General features: G+C 62.2%; 16 protein-coding genes and 1 pseudogene. 9 read left to right on the top strand and 8 right to left on the bottom strand.

Annotation, left to right across the window (positions count from 1 at the left end; all coding sequences use genetic code 11):
* Positions 1 to 98: 98 nt before the first annotated feature.
* From G1E_RS03300 to sbcB, 3 genes are all read left to right on the top strand, one after another.
* The gene (locus tag G1E_RS03300) at positions 99 to 485 is read left to right on the top strand and encodes a tol-pal system YbgF family protein (protein ID WP_009685638.1); all 387 of its coding nucleotides are present in this window, start codon (positions 99 to 101) and stop codon (positions 483 to 485) included.
* 123 nt (positions 486 to 608) lie between these two features.
* A complete protein-coding gene (locus tag G1E_RS03295; RefSeq protein ID WP_009685637.1) occupies positions 609 to 968 on the top strand; it encodes a PilZ domain-containing protein in 360 nt (119 codons plus the stop codon).
* A 59-nt stretch (positions 969 to 1,027) separates the two neighbouring features.
* Positions 1,028 to 2,461 carry an exodeoxyribonuclease I gene (sbcB, locus tag G1E_RS03290; protein WP_047149624.1) on the top strand — a complete coding sequence of 478 codons (1,434 nt, stop codon included), beginning with the start codon at positions 1,028 to 1,030 and terminating at the stop codon, positions 2,459 to 2,461.
* A gap of 72 nt (positions 2,462 to 2,533) precedes the next feature.
* Here the strand turns inward: sbcB and mvaT are convergent, their stop codons facing one another.
* Entirely contained in the window at positions 2,534 to 2,911 is a 378-nt protein-coding gene (gene mvaT, locus G1E_RS03285; protein ID WP_009685634.1) for a histone-like nucleoid-structuring protein MvaT, read from the bottom strand.
* A 284-nt stretch (positions 2,912 to 3,195) separates the two neighbouring features.
* On the opposite strand from mvaT, the gene purU reads away from it, so the two are divergent.
* Entirely contained in the window at positions 3,196 to 4,047 is an 852-nt protein-coding gene (purU, locus tag G1E_RS03280) for a formyltetrahydrofolate deformylase (RefSeq protein WP_047149623.1), read from the top strand.
* Between the two features lie 209 nt (positions 4,048 to 4,256).
* On the opposite strand, the gene G1E_RS03275 is transcribed toward purU, so the two are convergent.
* The 5 genes and pseudogenes from G1E_RS03275 to G1E_RS30120 form a co-directional block, all read right to left on the bottom strand.
* Complete coding sequence (locus tag G1E_RS03275; RefSeq protein WP_009685631.1) at positions 4,257 to 5,249, bottom strand: lysylphosphatidylglycerol synthase transmembrane domain-containing protein; 993 nt, start codon at positions 5,247 to 5,249, stop codon at positions 4,257 to 4,259.
* Positions 5,246 to 6,010: a DUF2334 domain-containing protein gene (locus tag G1E_RS03270; RefSeq protein WP_009685630.1), complete on the bottom strand. Its 765-nt coding sequence runs from the start codon at positions 6,008 to 6,010 to the stop codon at positions 5,246 to 5,248. The genes G1E_RS03275 and G1E_RS03270 overlap by 4 nt, the downstream gene beginning before the upstream one ends.
* Entirely contained in the window at positions 6,003 to 7,124 is a 1,122-nt protein-coding gene (locus G1E_RS03265) for a glycosyltransferase family 1 protein (RefSeq protein WP_009685629.1), read from the bottom strand. Before G1E_RS03265 ends, G1E_RS03270 begins: the two co-directional genes overlap by 8 nt.
* Before the next feature lie 159 nt (positions 7,125 to 7,283).
* A complete protein-coding gene (locus G1E_RS30125) occupies positions 7,284 to 8,048 on the bottom strand; it encodes a methyl-accepting chemotaxis protein (protein WP_370593824.1) in 765 nt (254 codons plus the stop codon).
* Between the two features lie 93 nt (positions 8,049 to 8,141).
* A pseudogene (locus G1E_RS30120) lies at positions 8,142 to 9,158 on the bottom strand (cache domain-containing protein); the annotation flags it as partial.
* A gap of 169 nt (positions 9,159 to 9,327) precedes the next feature.
* On the opposite strand from G1E_RS30120, the gene G1E_RS03255 reads away from it, so the two are divergent.
* Entirely contained in the window at positions 9,328 to 10,803 is a 1,476-nt protein-coding gene (locus tag G1E_RS03255) for a helicase HerA-like domain-containing protein (RefSeq protein WP_009685627.1), read from the top strand.
* A gap of 112 nt (positions 10,804 to 10,915) precedes the next feature.
* Here G1E_RS03255 and G1E_RS03250 read toward each other — a convergent pair whose 3' ends face one another.
* Together G1E_RS03250 and G1E_RS03245 are read right to left on the bottom strand one after the other, a co-directional pair.
* Positions 10,916 to 12,388: an inorganic phosphate transporter gene (locus G1E_RS03250; protein ID WP_009685626.1), complete on the bottom strand. Its 1,473-nt coding sequence runs from the start codon at positions 12,386 to 12,388 to the stop codon at positions 10,916 to 10,918.
* Between the two features lie 308 nt (positions 12,389 to 12,696).
* Positions 12,697 to 12,897, bottom strand: coding sequence for a hypothetical protein (locus G1E_RS03245; RefSeq protein WP_009685625.1), 201 nt, complete (start codon positions 12,895 to 12,897; stop codon positions 12,697 to 12,699).
* 474 nt (positions 12,898 to 13,371) lie between these two features.
* Here G1E_RS03245 and pcaR point away from each other — a divergent pair, with 474 nt between their 5' ends.
* The 4 genes from pcaR to G1E_RS03225 all read left to right on the top strand — a co-directional run bounded on the left by pcaR (position 13,372) and on the right by G1E_RS03225 (position 18,892).
* A complete protein-coding gene (pcaR, locus tag G1E_RS03240) occupies positions 13,372 to 14,247 on the top strand; it encodes a pca regulon transcriptional regulator PcaR (RefSeq protein ID WP_009685624.1) in 876 nt (291 codons plus the stop codon).
* Between the two features lie 340 nt (positions 14,248 to 14,587).
* Positions 14,588 to 15,934: an MFS transporter gene (locus G1E_RS03235; RefSeq protein ID WP_009685623.1), complete on the top strand. Its 1,347-nt coding sequence runs from the start codon at positions 14,588 to 14,590 to the stop codon at positions 15,932 to 15,934.
* Positions 15,935 to 16,195: 261 nt separating this feature from the next.
* Entirely contained in the window at positions 16,196 to 17,401 is a 1,206-nt protein-coding gene (gene pcaF, locus G1E_RS03230) for a 3-oxoadipyl-CoA thiolase (RefSeq protein ID WP_175442624.1), read from the top strand.
* 201 nt (positions 17,402 to 17,602) lie between these two features.
* Positions 17,603 to 18,892, top strand: a complete 1,290-nt coding sequence (locus G1E_RS03225) for an MFS family transporter (protein WP_009685621.1) — start codon at positions 17,603 to 17,605, stop codon at positions 18,890 to 18,892.
* Positions 18,893 to 18,900 lie beyond the last annotated feature (8 nt).

The following is an 18,900-nucleotide window of genomic DNA, read 5'->3' as shown; positions in this document are numbered from 1 at the left end:
TGCGGCATTCATGCCGCTCGTGGCGGCCTGGCACTTGTCGCGCGCCGCTGAAGAAAACCCGACAGCGGCCGATAGGTTTGCTATCAAAGGAGATTGCCATGCGAGCCCTGATCGTTTTCGCCCTCGCCGCCAGTGCTGTCGGCTGTACCCGCTGGTCCATGGACCACCACCTGAACAATGCCTATCGCGCCTATGACCGGGGTGATTGCGCGCGGGTGATGCTGGAGCTGTCACAAGTAGACCGTACCAGCCGCGCGCGCCCGTTCATCCACCCCGAAGTGTCGCTGCTGCGCGGCCAGTGCCTGGAGCGCCAGGCGTTGTACGTGGACGCAGCCCAGACCTACCAGTACTTGATCCAGCAATACCCGCGCAACGAGTACGCCTATCGCGCCCAGGCCCGCCTGCAGACGCTTGAGAAACTTGGTCATTTGCGCGGTACCGAAGCGGCCGTGGCCCGGCCGGCGACTACTGCACCTTGGCGCTAATACAAAGGTGTGGTTTATTTCACGGGCTTCGCGGCGCGTGCTGCGCTAATCTGTAACCCAGCTGTTACAACAACCGCCAGTACCTTGTATTCCTGGCATCAGGTACGGAATACACTCGCCATCATGTTCAACAAACGCCGCATCGAACGCCATCAGCTCCCTTGTGCCCTCAAGGTGTTCAACCGCTTTACCGACCAGGAAATCGGCCTGCTCGGCAACGCCTCGGAAGACGGCCTGATGGTCATCAGCCAACTGCCCGTGCTGGTAGGGCCCGATTATGAACTGCAACTTCGCATGCCGCTGGCCGGCGGCGGGTTCCAGTTCGTCAACCTGACCGCCAGTTGCCTGTGGTGCAGTGAGGACCAGACCCCTGGGCATTACGATTCGGGCTTCATGCTGCTGCAGGCCCCGCGCGAGTACGACGATTTCGTGCGCTCGCTGCGCGACTATTTCAGCTTCCGCCCGGCCAACGCCTCTGCCTGAGCCTTGGCGCCCTGGAATCGCGTTAGAATCGGGTCGACCTCGCAAGACAGGACGACCCCGTGACCTCCAGCATTTTCTGGCACGACTACGAAACCACCGGCATCAACCCGCGCTGTGACCGGCCGCTGCAGGTCGCCGGCCTGCGCACCGACTTCGACCTCAACGAGATCGACGAGCCGATCAGCCTTTACTGCCGCCCCGCCGACGATATTCTGCCGCACCCGGCTGCGTGCCTGGTGACTGGCATCACCCCGCAGTTACTGGCCGAGCAAGGCCTGTGCGAAGCCGAATTCATGACCCGCGTGCATGCGCAGCTGGCACAACCAGGCACCTGTGGGGCGGGCTATAACACCCTGCGTTTCGATGACGAAGTGACCCGCTACAGCCTGTACCGGAATTTTTTCGACCCCTATGCCCGTGAATGGCAGGGCGGCAACAGCCGCTGGGACCTGATCGACATCGTGCGCACGGCTTACGCCCTGCGCCCGGAGGGCATCGAGTGGCCGCAGCAGGACGGGCGCACCAGCCTGCGTCTGGAGCTGTTGAGCAAGGCCAACGGCATTGATCACGGGCATGCGCATGAAGCGCTTTCCGACGTGCGGGCAACCATTGCCCTGGCGCGACTGATCCGGCAAAAACAGCCCAAGTTGTATGACTGGCTGTTCCAGTTGCGCAGCAAGCATAAAGTCATGGAACAGATCCGCTTGCTACAACCGCTGGTGCATGTATCCGGGCGTTTTTCAGCAGCGCGTAATTACCTGGGGGTGGTCTTGCCATTGGCCTGGCACCCGCACAATCGCAATGCACTGATTGTCTGCGACCTGCATCAGGAAACCCTGCCATTACTCCGGGAAAGTGCTGAAGTATTGCGTCAGCGCTTGTACACCCGGCACGAGGATTTGGCCGATGGCGAACTACCGGTGCCGCTTAAACTGGTACAGATCAATCGCTGCCCGGTACTTGCGCCACTGTCGGTATTACGCCCTGCCGATCAACAGCGGCTGGGCATCGACTTGACGTTGTTACAATCGCGCGGTGAACAGTTGGCCGATCAACAGGCGCAATGGCAGGACAAGCTGGAGCACATTTACGGCAAGGACGATTTCGCGCCGAGTGAGGACCCGGAGCAGCAGTTGTATAACGGTTTTATTGGTGACCGTGACCGGCGTCTATGCGAGCAAGTTCGTGCGCTGGAGCCGGCGCAATTGGGCCGGGGGCAGTGGCTGTTCGATGACCCGCGCTTGCCTGAGCTGTTGTTCCGTTACCGGGCGCGCAACTTTCCGGACACCTTGACCCCCGAGGAGCGCCAGCGGTGGTATGCGTTCTGCCAGCAGCGCCTTAGCCAGCCGCAGTGGGGGGCGCCGAACACATTGGGTGATTTCGAGCAGGCGCGTCTGCAGGCCTGGGAGCGCGCCGACGAGGCCGGGCGGCGGGTGCTGGAGGCATGGCAAGTACATGCCCGGAACTTGCAACAACAGTTTGCAATTGACTGAAGGCCAGACAAACAAAAACGCCGGCAATGTGCCGGCGTTTTGTATTGCGATAAGAGGGCAGGGGCTGAACAATCAGTCCAGCAGGGTAGCCCAGCTCTCGACCACGTCGCCGCCCCACTTGGCTTTCCACTCTTTCAGGGTCTTGTGGTTGCCGCCTTTGGTTTCGATCACTTCACCGTTGTGCGGGTTCTTGTATTGCTTGACCTTGCGGGCACGCTTGGTAGCAACAGCCTTGACGGTGCCACGCGGTGCTTTGCTCAGTTTCGACTCTGGGTCGAGCAGGGCAATCACGTCGCGCAGGGACTTGGAGTACTCGCCCATCAGGTTGCGCAGTTTGCCTTCGAACTCCAGCTCTTTCTTCAGCTTGTCGTCCTGCGACAGGTTGGCCAGGCGAGCCTGAAGTTCTTTGATGGCTTCTTCGGTGGCGCGGTACTCGTTGATCAGGGACATGGAGTGTTCCTTAATGCGTGTTCAGAAATGTGTGGGGCAATAATAGACAGCCGATACTCGCAAGTAAACATAATGTTGGGCAATTAACTGTTGATTAAGCTGTGACAATATTTCTCCGGTGAACAAAAATTTACATTAGCGTGTGCCATTTCGCCGGCTGTGTCAGATAGTGTCCACATTGCCAGCGTGGTTGCTACAGTGGCCGCGGCCGCTGCAATCAATACTGCGCTTTTCCTTGCGTGCCGCTAGAATAAGCGCCTTTGCGAAGTTCTGGAGTCTCATTCATGCGCACCTATCGTCTGGTGATCGCCTGCCCCGACCGTGTAGGGATCGTGGCGAAAGTCAGTAATTTCCTGGCCTTGTACAATGGCTGGATCAACGAAGCCAGCCATCACTCCGATGAGCAGAGCGGCTGGTTCTTCATGCGTCATGAAATCCGCGCCGAATCATTGCCCTTCGGTATCGAAGCCTTCCGTGAGGCGTTTGCGCCGATTGCCGAAGAGTTCTCCATGACCTGGCGGATTACCGACTCGGCGCAGAAAAAGCGCGTGGTGCTGATGGCCAGCCGCGAGTCGCATTGCCTGGCTGACCTGCTGCACCGCTGGCATACCGATGAACTGGACTGCGAGATCCCGTGTGTCATTTCCAACCACGACGACCTGCGCAGCATGGTCGAGTGGCACGGCATACCGTTCTTCCATGTACCGGTCGACCCCAAGGACAAGGCCCCGGCCTTTGCCGAAGTGTCGCGCCTGGTCGAAGAACACGCGGCCGATGTCGTGGTGCTGGCCCGCTACATGCAAATCCTGCCGCCGCAACTATGCCGGGATTATGCTGAGAAGGTCATCAACATTCACCACAGCTTCCTGCCGTCGTTCGTGGGTGCCAAGCCTTACCACCAGGCCGCGCTGCGTGGGGTGAAGCTGATCGGTGCAACGTGCCACTACGTCACCGAAGAACTGGATGCCGGCCCGATCATCGAGCAGGATGTGGTGCGCGTCAGCCACGCTGACAGCATCGAAGACATGGTTCGCTTTGGCCGTGATGTGGAAAAGATGGTGCTGGCACGTGGCCTGCGTTATCACCTCGAAGACCGCGTGCTTGTGCATGGCAACAAGACGGTGGTCTTCGACTGATACCGTTGGGTTGCCTGCAAGCCTTTGGGGCTGCTCGGCAGCCCTATCGCTACGCTTGAGGAACATACCGATGGCCAAACGGCGCAACCAACCCACCGCTACGGCCCCGCCCACCGTGGGTGAAGGCTGCCTGGCGCGCTACGACCCGCAAGCGCTGGCCGACACCGACGGCACCGATTTCCCCGGCGCCGCCGAACTGTGGCAGCGGCTCAAACCGCCTGGCGCCGCCAGCGCGTCAGCAACGGACGCGCCAGCAGGCACACGAACACCGGCCCGCCTGCCAGCAGGTAAAAGTAATAAGTGACTGCCCGCCAGATGAGGATCGCCGCGGCGGCGGTGGAGCTGCCCACCAGCGGCGTCAGCAGGCTTGCAGACGTCAGCTCGGCCGCACCTGCCCCGCCCGGTAGCAGGCTGAATTGCCCGGCACTGAGCGACAGCATCTGCACCAGAAAGCTGGGGATCCATGCCAGCTCCCCGCCCAACCCGCGCAATACCAGGTACAACACGCTGTAGCGCAGCCCCCAGTGGATGCAGGTGAGGGTGAACACCAGCGCCAGCGTGCGCTTGGGCAACTGCCAGGTCTGCGCCAGTGCGGCGATGAAGTGCAGCAGTTTGCGGGCCCAGCGGCGCTTGCGCGGTGCGGCCACGCCCAGGCGTTGCAGCAGCCTGCCGTTGAGGCGCATGAGCGCGCGGCGGTAGCGCAGCAAGCCGATCACCCCAACCAGCGCACTGCACAGCAGCAACGCACTGCCCAGCAACATGCTCTGCTGGCTGTGGCCCAGGCTGTGAAACAATGCGTAGCCCGCAATCGCCAGCATCGCGCAGAAAAAGAACAGCAGGTCGTTCAATTGGTCCATGGCGAACACGGCGCCACTGCGCGCCGGGCCGATGCGCTCGCGTGCCAGCAGCGCCATCAGGGTCAACGGGCCACCACTGCCGCCGGGGGTGGTGCAGATGGCGAACTCGGTGGCCATCACCACGCCCAGGCTGCGCAGGTGCCCAAGCCTTGCGCCTTGCTGGCCCAGCAACAGGCGCAGGCGCATGGCGTTGATCACCCAGCACAGCAGGATCATGCCCAACAGGGTCAGCAACAGGCCGGGATCGAACCCTTGCAACCGGGGCAGCAGGTCACTGCCGCCAAGCAGGGCTGGCACCAGCATTGCTGCGACAAGTGCCAGGCCTAGCCAGGCCAGACGGCTCATGCGCTGACCCGTCGGTCCAGCCAGGCGGACTTGGTGAGGGGTTCGCGACCTTGGGCCATCAGGGTGCGCAGGGTATTGAGCCAGTACTCGCGGGAGCTACGGTGGCGCATGTCCACCGGGTGCAGGCCCAGGCGCAGGGTTTCGGCGTTCTGCCACCGTCTGCACTGCCAGTCGCACAGGGCCCGCGAAAGCCCCCGGCGCCAGGCACTGCGGGCGCTCCACACCAGCCCTGGCGCCTTGATCGGGGTGAACTCGGGCAAGCGGTACAGGTGCTGCGGTGTGCTGGTGTAGCGCAAAGGCAGCTGGCGCAGCGCCTGGCGGGTGCCTTCGCTCATCAACCAGGCTGGCGCCACGAAACCTGCCACCGGCCATTGCTGTTGGGCGAACACGGCCAGGCCCTGTTCCAGGCGCTGCAGGGCCTGCTGTTGATCAAGGCCATAGAACTCGCCTTCGTGGGTATAGATGCGGCGCATGAAGAAGTCGCCTGGCGTGCGCGGCGGCGGGCCGTTGTCGGCATGGTAGTAGCCATGCAGCGCCAGTTCGTCGCCCTCGGCCAGGCGCCGTTCAAGCAGGTGGCAGAACGCCGGTGAGCGCAACAGCGGGTTGCGCTGGTGAAAGTCCGGAACCACCAGCCAAGTCATGGGCACACCGCCGATAGCATCCACAGCCTCCACGAAAGGTTGGTAGTCGGGCCATGTTTCAGGCGCGACATCATGCAGTACCAGCATCAGGCTGCGCGGTGCGGGGCGTGACTCAAGCATGGGCGCGCACCAGAGGCTGATGGCCGAGCACGGCCTGGTAGTGCAGCAGCAGGCCCGCGACCACGTTGTCCCATGAGTAGTGTTGCTCGACGTGGCGGCGCGCCTGCGCGCCCAGCTTGCGCACACCTGCCTCGAATGCCTCGCGCACGGCTGTGGCCATGGCCTGGGCATCGTTGGCTGTACACAGGCGGCCGCACTGGTCATTGACGATTTCGCCGAAGGCACCCGCGCGCACGGCGACCACCGGCGTTGCACTGGCCATGGCTTCGAGAATGACCAGGCCGAAGGTTTCCTGGTCGCCGGCATGCACCAGCAGGTCGGCGCTGGCCATCAGCCGGGCGACCTCCTCTGGCGGGCAGAACTGGCCGATGACACTGACGTTGTCCGGCACATTGGCGGGCATGCCGGAGCCCACCAACAGCAGGTGGTAGGGGTGGCCCAGCTGCTGCATGCAGGCCAGCAATACCGGCAGGTTCTTTTCCCGGGAGCCACGCCCGGCGTAGATCAGCAGGCGGGTGGTATCGGCGATACCCAGTTCGGCACGCACATTGGCGTCGCGTTTGGACGGGTGGAACGTGGCCAGGTCCACGCCCAGCGGTTGTACGTGTACATCGCGCACGCCCAGACGGCGCAGTTTGTCGGCCATGACCCGGCTGGGGGCCAGCACCCGGTCGAAATTCCCGTAGAGCTTGCTGACATAGGCCTCGACATTGGGCGTGAACCAGTTGCCCATGCGGTTGCTGACCAGCAGCGGCAGGTCGGAGTGGTAGAAGCCGATTACCGGCACGTCCAGCTGGCGCCGGGCCTCCAGCGCCGCCCAGGCAGTCAGGTACGGGTCGCCGACCTCGATCAGGTCCGGCTTGAGCGAACGCAGGGTCTTGCACCACGGGGCCAGGCGTACCGGGAAGCGGTAGCCTTTGCCAAAAGGCAGCGGCAGTGCCGGTACTTGGTAGATGCCGTCGGCATTGTGGGCGCTGGCACCAGGAATCAACAGGCTATGGCGTACGCCCTGGATGGCGTCGAGGCGGTGATGTTTGGCATCAAGATAAGTTCGTACGCCACCGCTGGCGGGGGCGTAGAACATGGTGATGTCGGCGATGTGCACGATCAGCATCCCTCCGGGATCGTCTTTCGGGTCTGTCATCTGGCGCTTGGTTGGCGGCGATGACACGCCTAAAGGTTGACCTTTCAGAAGGATAGTTTGTTCGATCGGGGTTGCGCGGCAAGCTGCCCCAGGGGAGGGGGTGTACCTGCTCCCCTGGGGCACGTGGGACTAGATCCGGAAACTGCCCACCAGGTGCTTCAGGCGCCCGGCCTGCTGCTCCAGGTCGGAGCACGCACGCAGGGTGGCCTGCAGGTTCTCCACACCTTCCTGGTTGAGCATGTTGATCTCGTTGATATCCATGTTGATGGCTTCGACCACGGCAGTCTGCTCCTCGGTGGCGGTGGCCACCGACTGGTTCATGCCATCGATTTCGCCAATGCGCACGGTCACGCTGTCCAGCCGTTCGCCGGCCTGATTGGCGATCTGCATGCTGTCGGTGCTGTGGCGCTGGCTCTGATCCATGGTTTCCACCGATGCGCGGGCACCCACCTGCAGTTCTTCGATCATGGCCTGCACCTGTTGCGCCGATTCCTGGGTGCGGTGGGCCAGGTTGCGTACCTCATCGGCCACCACGGCGAAACCACGCCCGGCTTCACCGGCGCGGGCCGCTTCGATGGCGGCGTTCAATGCCAGCAGGTTGGTCTGCTGGGAGATACTGGTAATCACTTCCAGAATCTGGCCGATGTTCACGGTTTTGCTGTTGAGGGTCTCGATGTGTTCGCTGGAAGTGACGATCAGGTCCGAGAGCCGGTTCATCGCCGCAATGTTGCGCTCGACCACCTGTTGGCCTTCTTCGGCCAGCAGCCTTGCGGAGCTGGCGTGCTGCGAGGCCTGGGCAGCGTTGCTGGCGATTTCCTGGGCCGCGGCACCCAGTTCGTTGATGGCCGCGGCCACGCTGTTGGTGCGGTTGGCCTGCTCATCGGAGTTGGTCATTGATGAGTTCGAGGCGCTGATCACCCGCAGCGCCACTTCGTTGACTTGCTCGGTGGCCGAGGACACTTCGCGGATGCTGCTGTGAATACGCTCGACGAAGCGGTTGAAGGCGTTGCCGAGAATGCCGAATTCATCATGGTTATGGATGCGCAGGCGCTTGGTCAGGTCGCCCTCACCTTCGGCGATGTCTTCCATGGCGCGGGTCATGGTGTGCAACGGCTGCATCAGTACGCGAATCAGCAAGCCGAGCAAGGCGATGATGATGACCACGGCGACGACCGTGGCAACCACTGCCGAGGTGCGGAAGGTGCTCAGCATCGAGAAGGCCTTGGCCTTGTCCACCGACAGGCCGATGTACCAATTGGCCGAGGGCAGGCCGGTGATCGGGGTGAAGGTCAGCAAGCGTGCCTGGCCGTCGCTTTGCACTTCGGTCAGTTCGTTGCTCAGCTTGGGTGTGTGTTGCGGGAACAGGTCTGACAGCGACTTCATCACCAGGGCCTGGTCCGGGTGTACCAGGATCTTGCCCTGGTCATTGACCAGGAAGGCATAGCCCATACCACCAAAGTCCAGCGAGTTGATGATTTGCACCAGACCGTCCAGCGCCAGGTCGCCACCGACCACACCCACGCTGCTGGAGACCTTGCTGAGGATGCCGATGACCATCTTGTTGGTGGTCATGTCGATGTACGGTTCGGTCAACATGGCCCCGCTGGCATTCATGCCATCCTTGTACCAGGGCCGGATGCGAGGGTCGTAGCCGTCGGGCATCTTCGCGTCCGGGCGAACACTGAAGCCGCCGTCGATCTTGCCCAGGTAAACGGTCAGGAAGCTGGAGAGCAGTGCGCGCTGGCCCATGAATGTTTCAGCGTTGGCCGGGTTCTGGGCAATGTTCTGCGCCAGGTTTTCCACCAGTTTGATACGCCCGTCGAACAGGTTGCGGATGTTGGTGGACGTGGAAGTACCCTTTTCAGCCAGGTAGTTTTCCAGGTCCTCGCGGATGGCATTACGCTGCAGGTAATCGTTGTAAAGGGTGAAAAGGCTGAAGGCGAGTATGACGATCAGTGAGGCGGCCAACAGTATCTTGTGGCTGAAACGCAGGCTTTTATTCATGGCGTAATCGGTTCCGCTAAGGTTTTAATCAGGGCGTTCGCACGAGTGAGGCCGCAAGGCTGTGCAATATCCGGAAAAATCCCTTTTCGGTTGTTCCTCTCTTCTAAGACGAATATCACCCGAAGGTATCGGCCGGTTTCAGTTAAAGCTTGAGCAGGGGATTAAAGAGATGTTGGAAACTTCGACCATAGTTGTGGGATCGGGCCCGGATCGCCAGCCGCTCGGGCAAGCCATGCGCCTGGCCAACCGCCACGGCCTGGTGGCAGGCGCCACCGGTACAGGCAAGACCGTCACCTTGCAACGCCTGGCGGAAGTGTTCAGTGACGCCGGGGTCGCGGTGTTTGCCGCCGACGTGAAAGGTGACTTGTGTGGCCTGGGCGCCGCCGGTGCACCGCAGGGCAAGGTGGCCGAGCGCATCGCCGGCATGCCGTGGCTTGGGCATACGCCACGGGCCTACCCGGTGACGTTGTGGGATATCGCGGGGCAGTCCGGCCACCCGCTGCGCACGACCCTCAGTGAAATGGGGCCGCTGCTGCTGGGCAACTTGCTGGAACTGACCGACAGCCAGCAGGCGGCGTTGTATGCAGCGTTCAAGGTGGCCGACCGTGAAGGCCTGTTGCTGCTCGACCTGAAAGACCTCAAGGCGCTGCTTGCCCACCTGAAAGACAACCCGCAATTGCTGGGTGAAGACAGCGCGCTGATGACCACTGCCTCGACCCAGGCCTTGTTGCGCCGGCTGGCAACCCTCGAGCAACAGGGGGCCGAGGCGCTGTTCGGCGAGCCGGCGTTGCAACTGGAAGACGTGCTGCGCCCGGACCCCGATGGCCGCGGCCGGATCCACCTGCTTGATGCCAGCCGCTTGGTGCATGAGGCCCCCAAGGTCTACGCCACCTTCCTGTTGTGGCTGCTGGCTGAATTGTTCGAGCAGTTGCCCGAGCGCGGCGATGCCGAAAAACCGCTGCTGGCGTTGTTCTTCGACGAGGCGCACCTGTTGTTCAACGGCACGCCCAAGGCGCTGCAGGAGCGCCTGGAGCAGGTGGTACGGCTGATCCGGTCCAAAGGTGTGGGTGTGTTCTTCGTCACCCAGTCGCCGGGTGACTTGCCGGATGCGGTGCTGGCCCAGTTGGGCTTGCGCATTCAGCATGGCTTGCGGGCATTCACGGCGAAGGAGCAGAAGGCATTGCGGGCGGTAGCCGATGGCTTCCGCCCCAACCCGGCGTTCGACACCTTGAGCGTGCTCACCGAACTGGGCATTGGCGAAGCGCTACTGGGGGCGCTTGAAGAGAAGGGCACCCCGGCCATGGTCCAGCGCGTGTTGGTGGCACCGCCGCAATCGCGGATCGGGCCGTTGAGTGCTGCGGAGCGCGGTGCGCTGATTGCTGCTTCGCCGCTGGCCGGGCGCTATGACAAGCCGGTGGACCGTGAGTCGGCCTATGAAATGCTGACCCAGCGCAAAGGTGAGGCGGTGGAGCCGGCGCCGCAACCGAAGACCGATGAAGAGAGCTTTGCCGACAAGGCCGGTGAGTTCTTGCAGAGTGCGGCGGGGCAGGCGATCAAGTCGGCGGTGCGCCAGGCAGCCAACCAGTTGGGGCGGCAGCTGGTGCGGGGGTTGATGGGGTCGTTGTTGGGGGGCAAGAAAAAATAGTTGGCTGCCACCTGGACCGTATCGAGCCTGGGCCTTGCGCAGTGCCTGTGGGCCCAGTTGCCGATATGAAAAAGGCGCCCCGGGGGACGCCTTTTCCTAATTGCGGTGTCACTCAGCCAATGGCCTTGGACGCCAGCCAGAACAAGCCGGCCGCCAGGCCCATCGAGGCTGGCAGGGTCAGAACCCAAGCCATCAGGATGGTTTTGACGGTGCCACCTTGCAGGCCGCTTTTGTTGGCGACCATGGTGCCGGCCACGCCGGACGACAGCACATGCGTGGTCGACACCGGCAAGGCGAACACGTTGGCCATGCCGATGGCACAGGCCGCGGTGATCTGTGCCGACATGCCCTGGGCATAGGTCATGCCCTGCTTGCCGATCTTCTCGCCAACGGTCAGCACCACACGCTTCCAGCCCACCATGGTGCCCAGGCCCAAGGCCAGGGCAACGGCCACGATTACCCAGAACGGGGCGTATTCAGTGGTGGCGGTAAGGTCCTTGCGCAGTTTTTCCAGGTCGGCCTTTTCGCGGGCTTCCAGGCCAGGCAGCTTGCCAACCTTCTTCGCGGTGTCGTCCAGGCACAGCAGGTAGCGGCGTACTTCAACGCGCTTCTCGGCAGCCAGGCTGTGATAGTCGGTCACGCCTTGCAACGAGGTCTGCAGTGCGGCGATGGTCGGCTCGGTCTGCTGCGGGTTGCAACTGAACTGTTCCGGCAGGTCGCTGGCCTTGGCCTTGCCCAGGGCCAGGAACTCGCCCAGGGTGGCGGCGTTGCGCTCGTAGAACTGGCTCATGTGCAGCGTGGCGTCGCGGGTACGCTCGATCTGATAGGTGGTGCTGTTCAGGTCGAGCACGAACTTGGCCGGAACGATACCGATCAGCACCAGCATGATCAGGCCAATGCCTTTCTGGCCGTCGTTGGAACCGTGCACGAAGCTCACACCCATGGCAGAAACCACCAGGACCAGGCGGTTCCAGAAGGGCGGGTGCTTCTTGTCGTCGAGTTTACGGCGCTGTTCGGGGGTCTTGTGCATCTTCGACAGCGGGCGCCACCACTTCAGGCCGAGCAGCACCAGGGCGGCTACGGCGAAGCCGGCCATTGGCGAGACCACCAGCGACATGGCAATGTCGATGGCTTTCTGCCAGTTAACGCCGTCTCCCAGCGGGATGTCGTTGATCAGGGCATTGGCCAAACCTACACCCAGAATAGAGCCGATCAGCGTGTGCGAGCTGGAAGCGGGAATACCGAAATACCAGGTGCCGAGGTTCCAGGTGATGGCCGCGGCCAGCAGGGAGAAGACCATGGCCAGGCCGTGCCCGGTGTTCACATTGATCAGCAACTCTACCGGCAGCAGGTGCACGATGGCGTAGGCCACCCCGACACCGCCCAGCAGTACGCCGAAGAAGTTGAACACGCCGGAGAAGAACACGGCGAGGTGGGGAGGCATGGCTTTGGTATAGATGACGGTAGCTACCGCGTTTGCGGTGTCATGAAAGCCATTGATGAACTCGAAGGCGAGTACGAAGGTCAAGGCGAGCAGCAGGCTCACCAATACCCAGGCATCCAGTCCGCTGAATAAATCGATCATGAAGGTTGTCTGGCGGTCATAGGGGGGCGGGATTATGCCAGAAAACCTTGGCAATCGATGCACCTCCAGCAGGCCGTTGGCACGGCCAAAAGCGCCAAAGCTGCCCTGCGAGCGGCCCTTGATTACAGGGCAAGTTCAGCTTAAATCGGCGAATTGCTGCGAAAAGCAGGTCAAAAACGTAAAGGTCCAGCTTCGGTGCTAATTAAAACGATCGTTTGAAATTTGTGAAAATCCATTTCACTTCGCTTGGGTAATAAGACCAACACGCCCGGGCGAGCCGGGCGAACACAGCGCTGCATTGACCCGGGTCAGGGGTTCTCGCTGCGTAGTTCCTTTTCCATCCGTTCCAGTTCCTGGCTGAAAGCCTGGTCGCGCAGGCTGGCGCGTTTGCGCCAGGGTTTGCGCTCCGGTTCCGTTTGTGCGGCATAGGTGGTGACTTCGCCGCCGTAGACATCCTTGTAACGTTCAGCCTGGCGCTCGAGTTCTGCGCGCAGTTCATCTTTCGTCACATGCAGTACCTGAATTAAGTGTAATCACGGGGGTAACGCGTTATGCGCTTGTGCGCCCTGTTCCGGCCGCAACGGCTTGGTTCCACGGAAGGTTCCGTGGGCACAATTGCGTCACGACTGTGGTGCCGATTATAGCAACCGATAATTTGCCGAACATCGTTATTTAACCTGCACCGCCATCATCCGACGCACGTTATGGCATGTGCCGGTAAACAAGTTGGGGCTTTCTTACAAGTTTGAAAGGCATGCCGGATAAAAGTTCGGGCAACAAGCTGACGAGGGGGGAATGAAAAACGGCCCCGCCGAAAGGCGAGGCCGTTGCCTGGGGACTTCTACGGTGGGTACCTGACCAGTCTCTCCAAAGAAGCCACATGTGGCAGGAGAAAGGTATAAGCAAAAGTGTCAGCGGTCAATTGCGATTATCGGCCGTTTGTTCGATAATCGCACGAATCGGCGTTTTTTTTGAGGTGTGCGATGAGTGACGAAACGGTGGACAACGCTTCTGCCAGCCCAGAGGCGGCACGGCCTGTGTTGGCGGCCATGGCGCCGCCGATCGTGGCCTCGCCGGCCAAGCGCATCCAGGCTTTCACCGGCGACCCGGACTTCATGACATCCCTGGCCCGTGGCCTGGCGGTGATCCAGGCTTTCCAGGAGCGCAAGCGCCACCTCACCATCGCCCAGATCAGCCACCGTACCGAAATACCCCGGGCCGCCGTGCGCCGTTGCCTGCACACGCTGATCAAGCTGGGCTATGCCACCACGGATGGGCGCACCTACTCGCTGCTACCCAAAGTGCTGACCCTGGGGCATGCCTACCTGTCATCCACGCCATTGGCGATTTCGGCCCAGCCGTACCTGGACCGCATTAGCGACCAACTGCACGAGGCGGCCAACATGGCCACCCTCGAAGGTGACGACATCCTTTATATAGCCCGTTCGGCCACGGTCGAGCGCCTGATTTCGGTCGATTTGTCGGTGGGCGGGCGCCTGCCCGCCTACTGCACGTCGATGGGGCGCATTCTGCTGGCGGCGCTGGATGACACCAGTCTGCGCGAATACCTGGAGCGGGCCGACCTCAAGGCGCGCACCAGCCGTACCTTGCATGATGCCGAATCGTTGTTCGCCTGTATTCAGCAGGTCCGCGCCCAAGGCTGGTGTGTGGTGGACCAGGAACTGGAGCAGGGGCTGCGCTCGATTGCCGTGCCGGTGTATGACGCTTCCGGGCAGGTGCTGGCAGCCTTGAACGTAAGTACCCACGTCGGGCGGGTCACGCGCAGCGAACTGGAGCAGCGCTTCTTGCCGATCCTGCTGGCTGCCAGCCGGGACCTATGCCACCAGCTGTTTGGTTGAGCGCGCAAGGGGGGGCGCGCAGCAACCTGCGGGGCGCGCGCCAGCGGTTTTTTGAACAGGCAAAACGGTTTCCTGTGCGATAAACGCACAGTGTCGCTCGCGGCGAATTGCTTCACCTGCGCCCGCTGATTAATGTCTCTCGCAACGGTCGGCTATGCCGACCGAACAAGAAAAACATGAGGCACATACCATGCATACTGTCCCTAGGCTGCTGCGCTCGCACCCGCATGCAGTTTCGTTGTATCCAGGCTGACCCAGGCCATTTTCCCTAGCGTTGCCCACCTGTACCGGCTAGCCGAGTGCAATGGCCTGGCTGTGCCCCCTATTCTGGATAACAACAATGAACCAAGCGCAAACCAACGTCGGCGCAAGCCTTGACGTCCAGTCGTTCATCAATCAGCAACCGTTGTCCCGCTATCAGTGGCGGGTCGTGCTGCTGTGTTTTCTGATCGTCTTCCTCGATGGCCTGGACACGGCCGCCATGGGCTTCATTGCCCCGGCCCTGTCGCAGGAATGGGGCATTGACCGTGCCAGCCTGGGCCCGGTGATGAGTGCCGCGTTGATCGGCATGGTCTTCGGCGCCCTGGGCTCGGGGCCGCTGGCCGACCGCTTTGGCCGCAAGGGCGTGCTGGTGGGTGCTGTACTGGTATTCGGTGGCTTCAGCCTGGCCTCGGCCTATGCCACCAACGTCGACCAGCTGCTGGTGCTGCGCTTCCTGACCGGCCTTGGCCTGGGGGCGGGGATGCCCAACGCCACCACGCTGCTGTCGGAGTACACCCCAGAGCGGCTCAAGTCGCTGCTGGTCACCAGCATGTTCTGCGGCTTCAACCTGGGTATGGCCGGCGGTGGCTTCATTTCCGCGAAAATGATCCCGGCCTATGGCTGGCACAGCCTGCTGGTAGTCGGTGGCGTGCTGCCGTTGCTGCTGGCCGTGGTGCTGATGGTCTGGCTGCCGGAGTCGGCGCGCTTCCTGGTGGTGCGTAACCGTGGCACTGACAGGGTGCGCAAGACCTTGTCGCCGATCGCCCCGCAGGTGGTGGCCGAGGCGGCCAGCTTCAGCGTGCCGGAACAGAAGGCCGTGGCCGCCCGCAACGTGTTCTCGGTGATTTTCTCTGGCACCTACGGCCTGGGTACCGTACTGCTGTGGCTGACTTATTTCATGGGCCTGGTGATCGTCTATCTGCTGACCAGCTGGCTGCCGACCCTGATGCGTGACAGTGGCGCGAGCATGGAGCAGGCGGCCTTTATCGGTGCCTTGTTCCAGTTCGGTGGCGTGCTGAGTGCGGTCGGTGTGGGTTGGGCCATGGACCGCTTCAACCCGCACAAGGTGATCGGCGTTTTCTACCTGCTGGCCGGGGTCTTCGCCTACGCCGTAGGGCAGAGCCTGGGCAATATCACCTTGCTGGCGACGCTGGTGCTGGTGGCTGGTATGTGCGTGAACGGCGCCCAGTCGGCCATGCCGTCGCTGGCGGCGCGCTTCTACCCGACCCAAGGCCGGGCGACCGGGGTATCGTGGATGCTGGGCATCGGCCGCTTCGGCGCGATTCTCGGTGCCTGGAGCGGCGCAACCCTGTTGGGCCTGGGCTGGAGCTTCGAGCAGGTGCTCACGGCGCTGCTGGTGCCGGCGGCGCTGGCTACCGTTGGGGTGGTGGTGAAAGGGCTGGTGAGCCACGCCGACGCCACCTGATAGCGAGGCCGCCCTTGCCGGCCAGGCGCTGTACGAAGGTGGGTAGCAAGGCAACAAATAGTTCGATAATCGCACGAATAGTCGATTATCGGATTGTAAGCTACCCACCGGCCTCCTTAATCTGAGCTTACTGAAGCACCCTGACCAGGAGCCTCCAATGCCACGTGCAGACCACCACCGAACCCACCGAAATCAAGCTGCCACCCCGCGTGACCTTGATGCCCGTACCGCCGCGGCCCATGGCCAGCCGGCAGGAGAAGCCTGATGCGAGACGTATTCATCTGTGACGCCATCCGTACCCCGATTGGCCGCTTTGGCGGCGCCCTGGCCGGTGTGCGTGCCGACGACCTGGCCGCCGTGCCACTGAAGGCGCTGATCGAGCGCAACCCCGGTGTGCAATGGGACCAGGTTGACGAGGTGTTTTTCGGGTGCGCTAACCAGGCAGGTGAAGACAACCGCAACGTGGCGCGCATGGCGCTGCTGCTGGCCGGCCTGCCCGAAAGCATTCCGGGCGTTACCCTTAACCGCCTGTGTGCTTCGGGCATGGATGCCATTGGCACTGCTTTCCGCGCCATTGCCAGCGGGGAAATGGAGCTGGCCATCGCCGGGGGTGTGGAATCGATGTCGCGCGCCCCGTTCGTCATGGGCAAGGCCGAAAGCGGCTATTCGCGCAACATGAAGCTGGAAGACACGACCATCGGCTGGCGTTTCATCAACCCGCTGATGAAGAGCCAGTACGGCGTGGACTCCATGCCGGAAACCGCCGACAACGTGGCCGACGATTATCAGGTATCGCGCGCCGACCAGGATGCTTTCGCCTTGCGCAGCCAGCAAAAGGCCGCTGCAGCGCAGGCAGCCGGCTTTTTTGCCGAGGAAATCGTGCCGGTGCGCATCGCCCACAAGAAGGGTGAAGTGATCGTCGAGCGTGATGAACACCTGCGCCCGGAGACCACCCTGGAAGCGTTGACCAAGCTCAAGCCGGTCAACGGCCCGGACAAGACCGTCACCGCCGGCAACGCTTCGGGCGTCAACGATGGTGCGGCAGCACTGATCCTGGCCTCGGCTGAAGCGGTGAAGAAGCATGGCCTTACCCCGCGTGCCCGCGTTCTGGGCATGGCCAGCGGTGGCGTTGCGCCACGGGTGATGGGCATTGGCCCGGTCCCGGCAGTGCGCAAGCTGACCGAGCGCCTGGGTGTGGCGGTGAATGATTTCGATGTGATCGAGCTCAATGAAGCGTTCGCCAGCCAAGGCCTGGCAGTGCTGCGTGAACTGGGCGTGGCCGATGATGCGCCGCAGGTGAACCCTAATGGCGGCGCGATCGCGTTGGGCCACCCGCTGGGCATGAGCGGTGCTCGCCTGGTGCTGACGGCGCTGCATCAACTGGAGAAAAGCGGTGGCCGTAAAGGCCTGGCGACCATGTGCGTGGGCGTCGGCCAAGGCTTGGCGCTGGCCATCGAACGGGTTTGACCTGTCCTGGCCCCTTCGTGGGGCAAGCCGGGTGTCACAGCATGGCCGTTGCCCACTGCACAACGGCAAACTGTGGCAGCAGGCTTGCCCCGCGAAGGGGCCGGCACCTTCGACTCAAGGCCAATTGCCAGCCTCAAGGCGGAACGAGGTGTTACCAGGTATGTCTAGAATAACCTGGGACCCTTCAGGAGTAATCTCACCATGACCTCAACCTATTACACCGGTGAAGAGCGCAGCAAGCGCATCTTCGCTATCGTTGGTGCCTCTTCGGGCAACCTGGTGGAATGGTTCGACTTTTACGTCTATGCCTTCTGTGCGATCTACTTCGCCCCGGCGTTCTTCCCCTCCGACGACCCCACGGTGCAGTTGCTGAATACCGCGGGGGTATTCGCCGCAGGCTTCTTGATGCGCCCGATTGGTGGCTGGATCTTCGGCCGCCTCGCTGACCGCCATGGCCGCAAGAACTCGCTGATGATCTCGGTGCTGATGATGTGCTTCGGCTCGCTGATGATCGCCTGCCTGCCCACCTATGCCAGCATTGGCACCTGGGCCCCGGCGCTGCTGTTGCTGGCGCGCCTGATCCAGGGCCTGTCGGTGGGTGGCGAGTACGGCACCACCGCCACGTACATGAGTGAGGTGGCCCTGCGCGGCCAGCGCGGCTTCTTTGCCTCGTTCCAGTACGTGACGCTGATCGGCGGCCAGCTTTTGGCCGTGCTGGTGGTAGTGATCCTGCAGCAGCTGCTGACCGAGGATGAGCTGCGTGCCTGGGGCTGGCGCATTCCGTTCGTGGTCGGGGCCATTGCTGCACTGATCTCGTTGATGCTGCGCCGCTCGCTGCACGAAACCAGCAGCGCCGAAACCCGTCAGGACAAGGATGCCGGCACCATCAAAGGCTTGTTCAGCAACCACGCTGCAGCCTTCATCACCGTGCTGGGCTACACCGCAGGTGGGTCGCTGATTTTCTACACCTTCACCACCTACATGCAGAAGTACCTGGTGAATACCGCTGGCATGACGGCGAAGAACGCCAGTTATGTGATGACGGCTGCGCTGTTCCTGTTCATGGTGCTGCAGCCGTTCTTCGGCATGCTGTCCGACCGTATTGGGCGACGCAATTCCATGCTGCTGTTCGGCGCGTTGGGAACGCTGTTCACCGTGCCGCTGCTGATGGCGTTGAAAACCGTGACCAGCCCGTTCATGGCCTTCGTACTGATCAGCCTGGCACTGTGCATCGTCAGTTTCTATACCTCGATCAGCGGCCTGGTGAAGGCCGAAATGTTCCCGCCGCAAGTTCGTGCGCTGGGTGTAGGCCTGGCCTATGCGGTGGCCAACGCAGCATTCGGCGGTTCGGCCGAGTACGTGGCCCTGGGGCTGAAGACCATGGGTATGGAGAATACGTTCTACTGGTACGTGACAGCGATGATGGCGATAGCCTTCCTGTTCAGCCTGCGCCTGCCGAAGCAGGCCGAGTACCTGCACCATGATCATTAAGGAAGCTG

Source organism: Pseudomonas sp. TJI-51, from assembly GCF_000190455.2.
In the GTDB taxonomy this organism is placed as follows: Bacteria; Pseudomonadota; Gammaproteobacteria; order Pseudomonadales; family Pseudomonadaceae; genus Aquipseudomonas; species Aquipseudomonas juntendi.
This window is presented reverse-complemented; position numbering and strand designations above follow the sequence as displayed.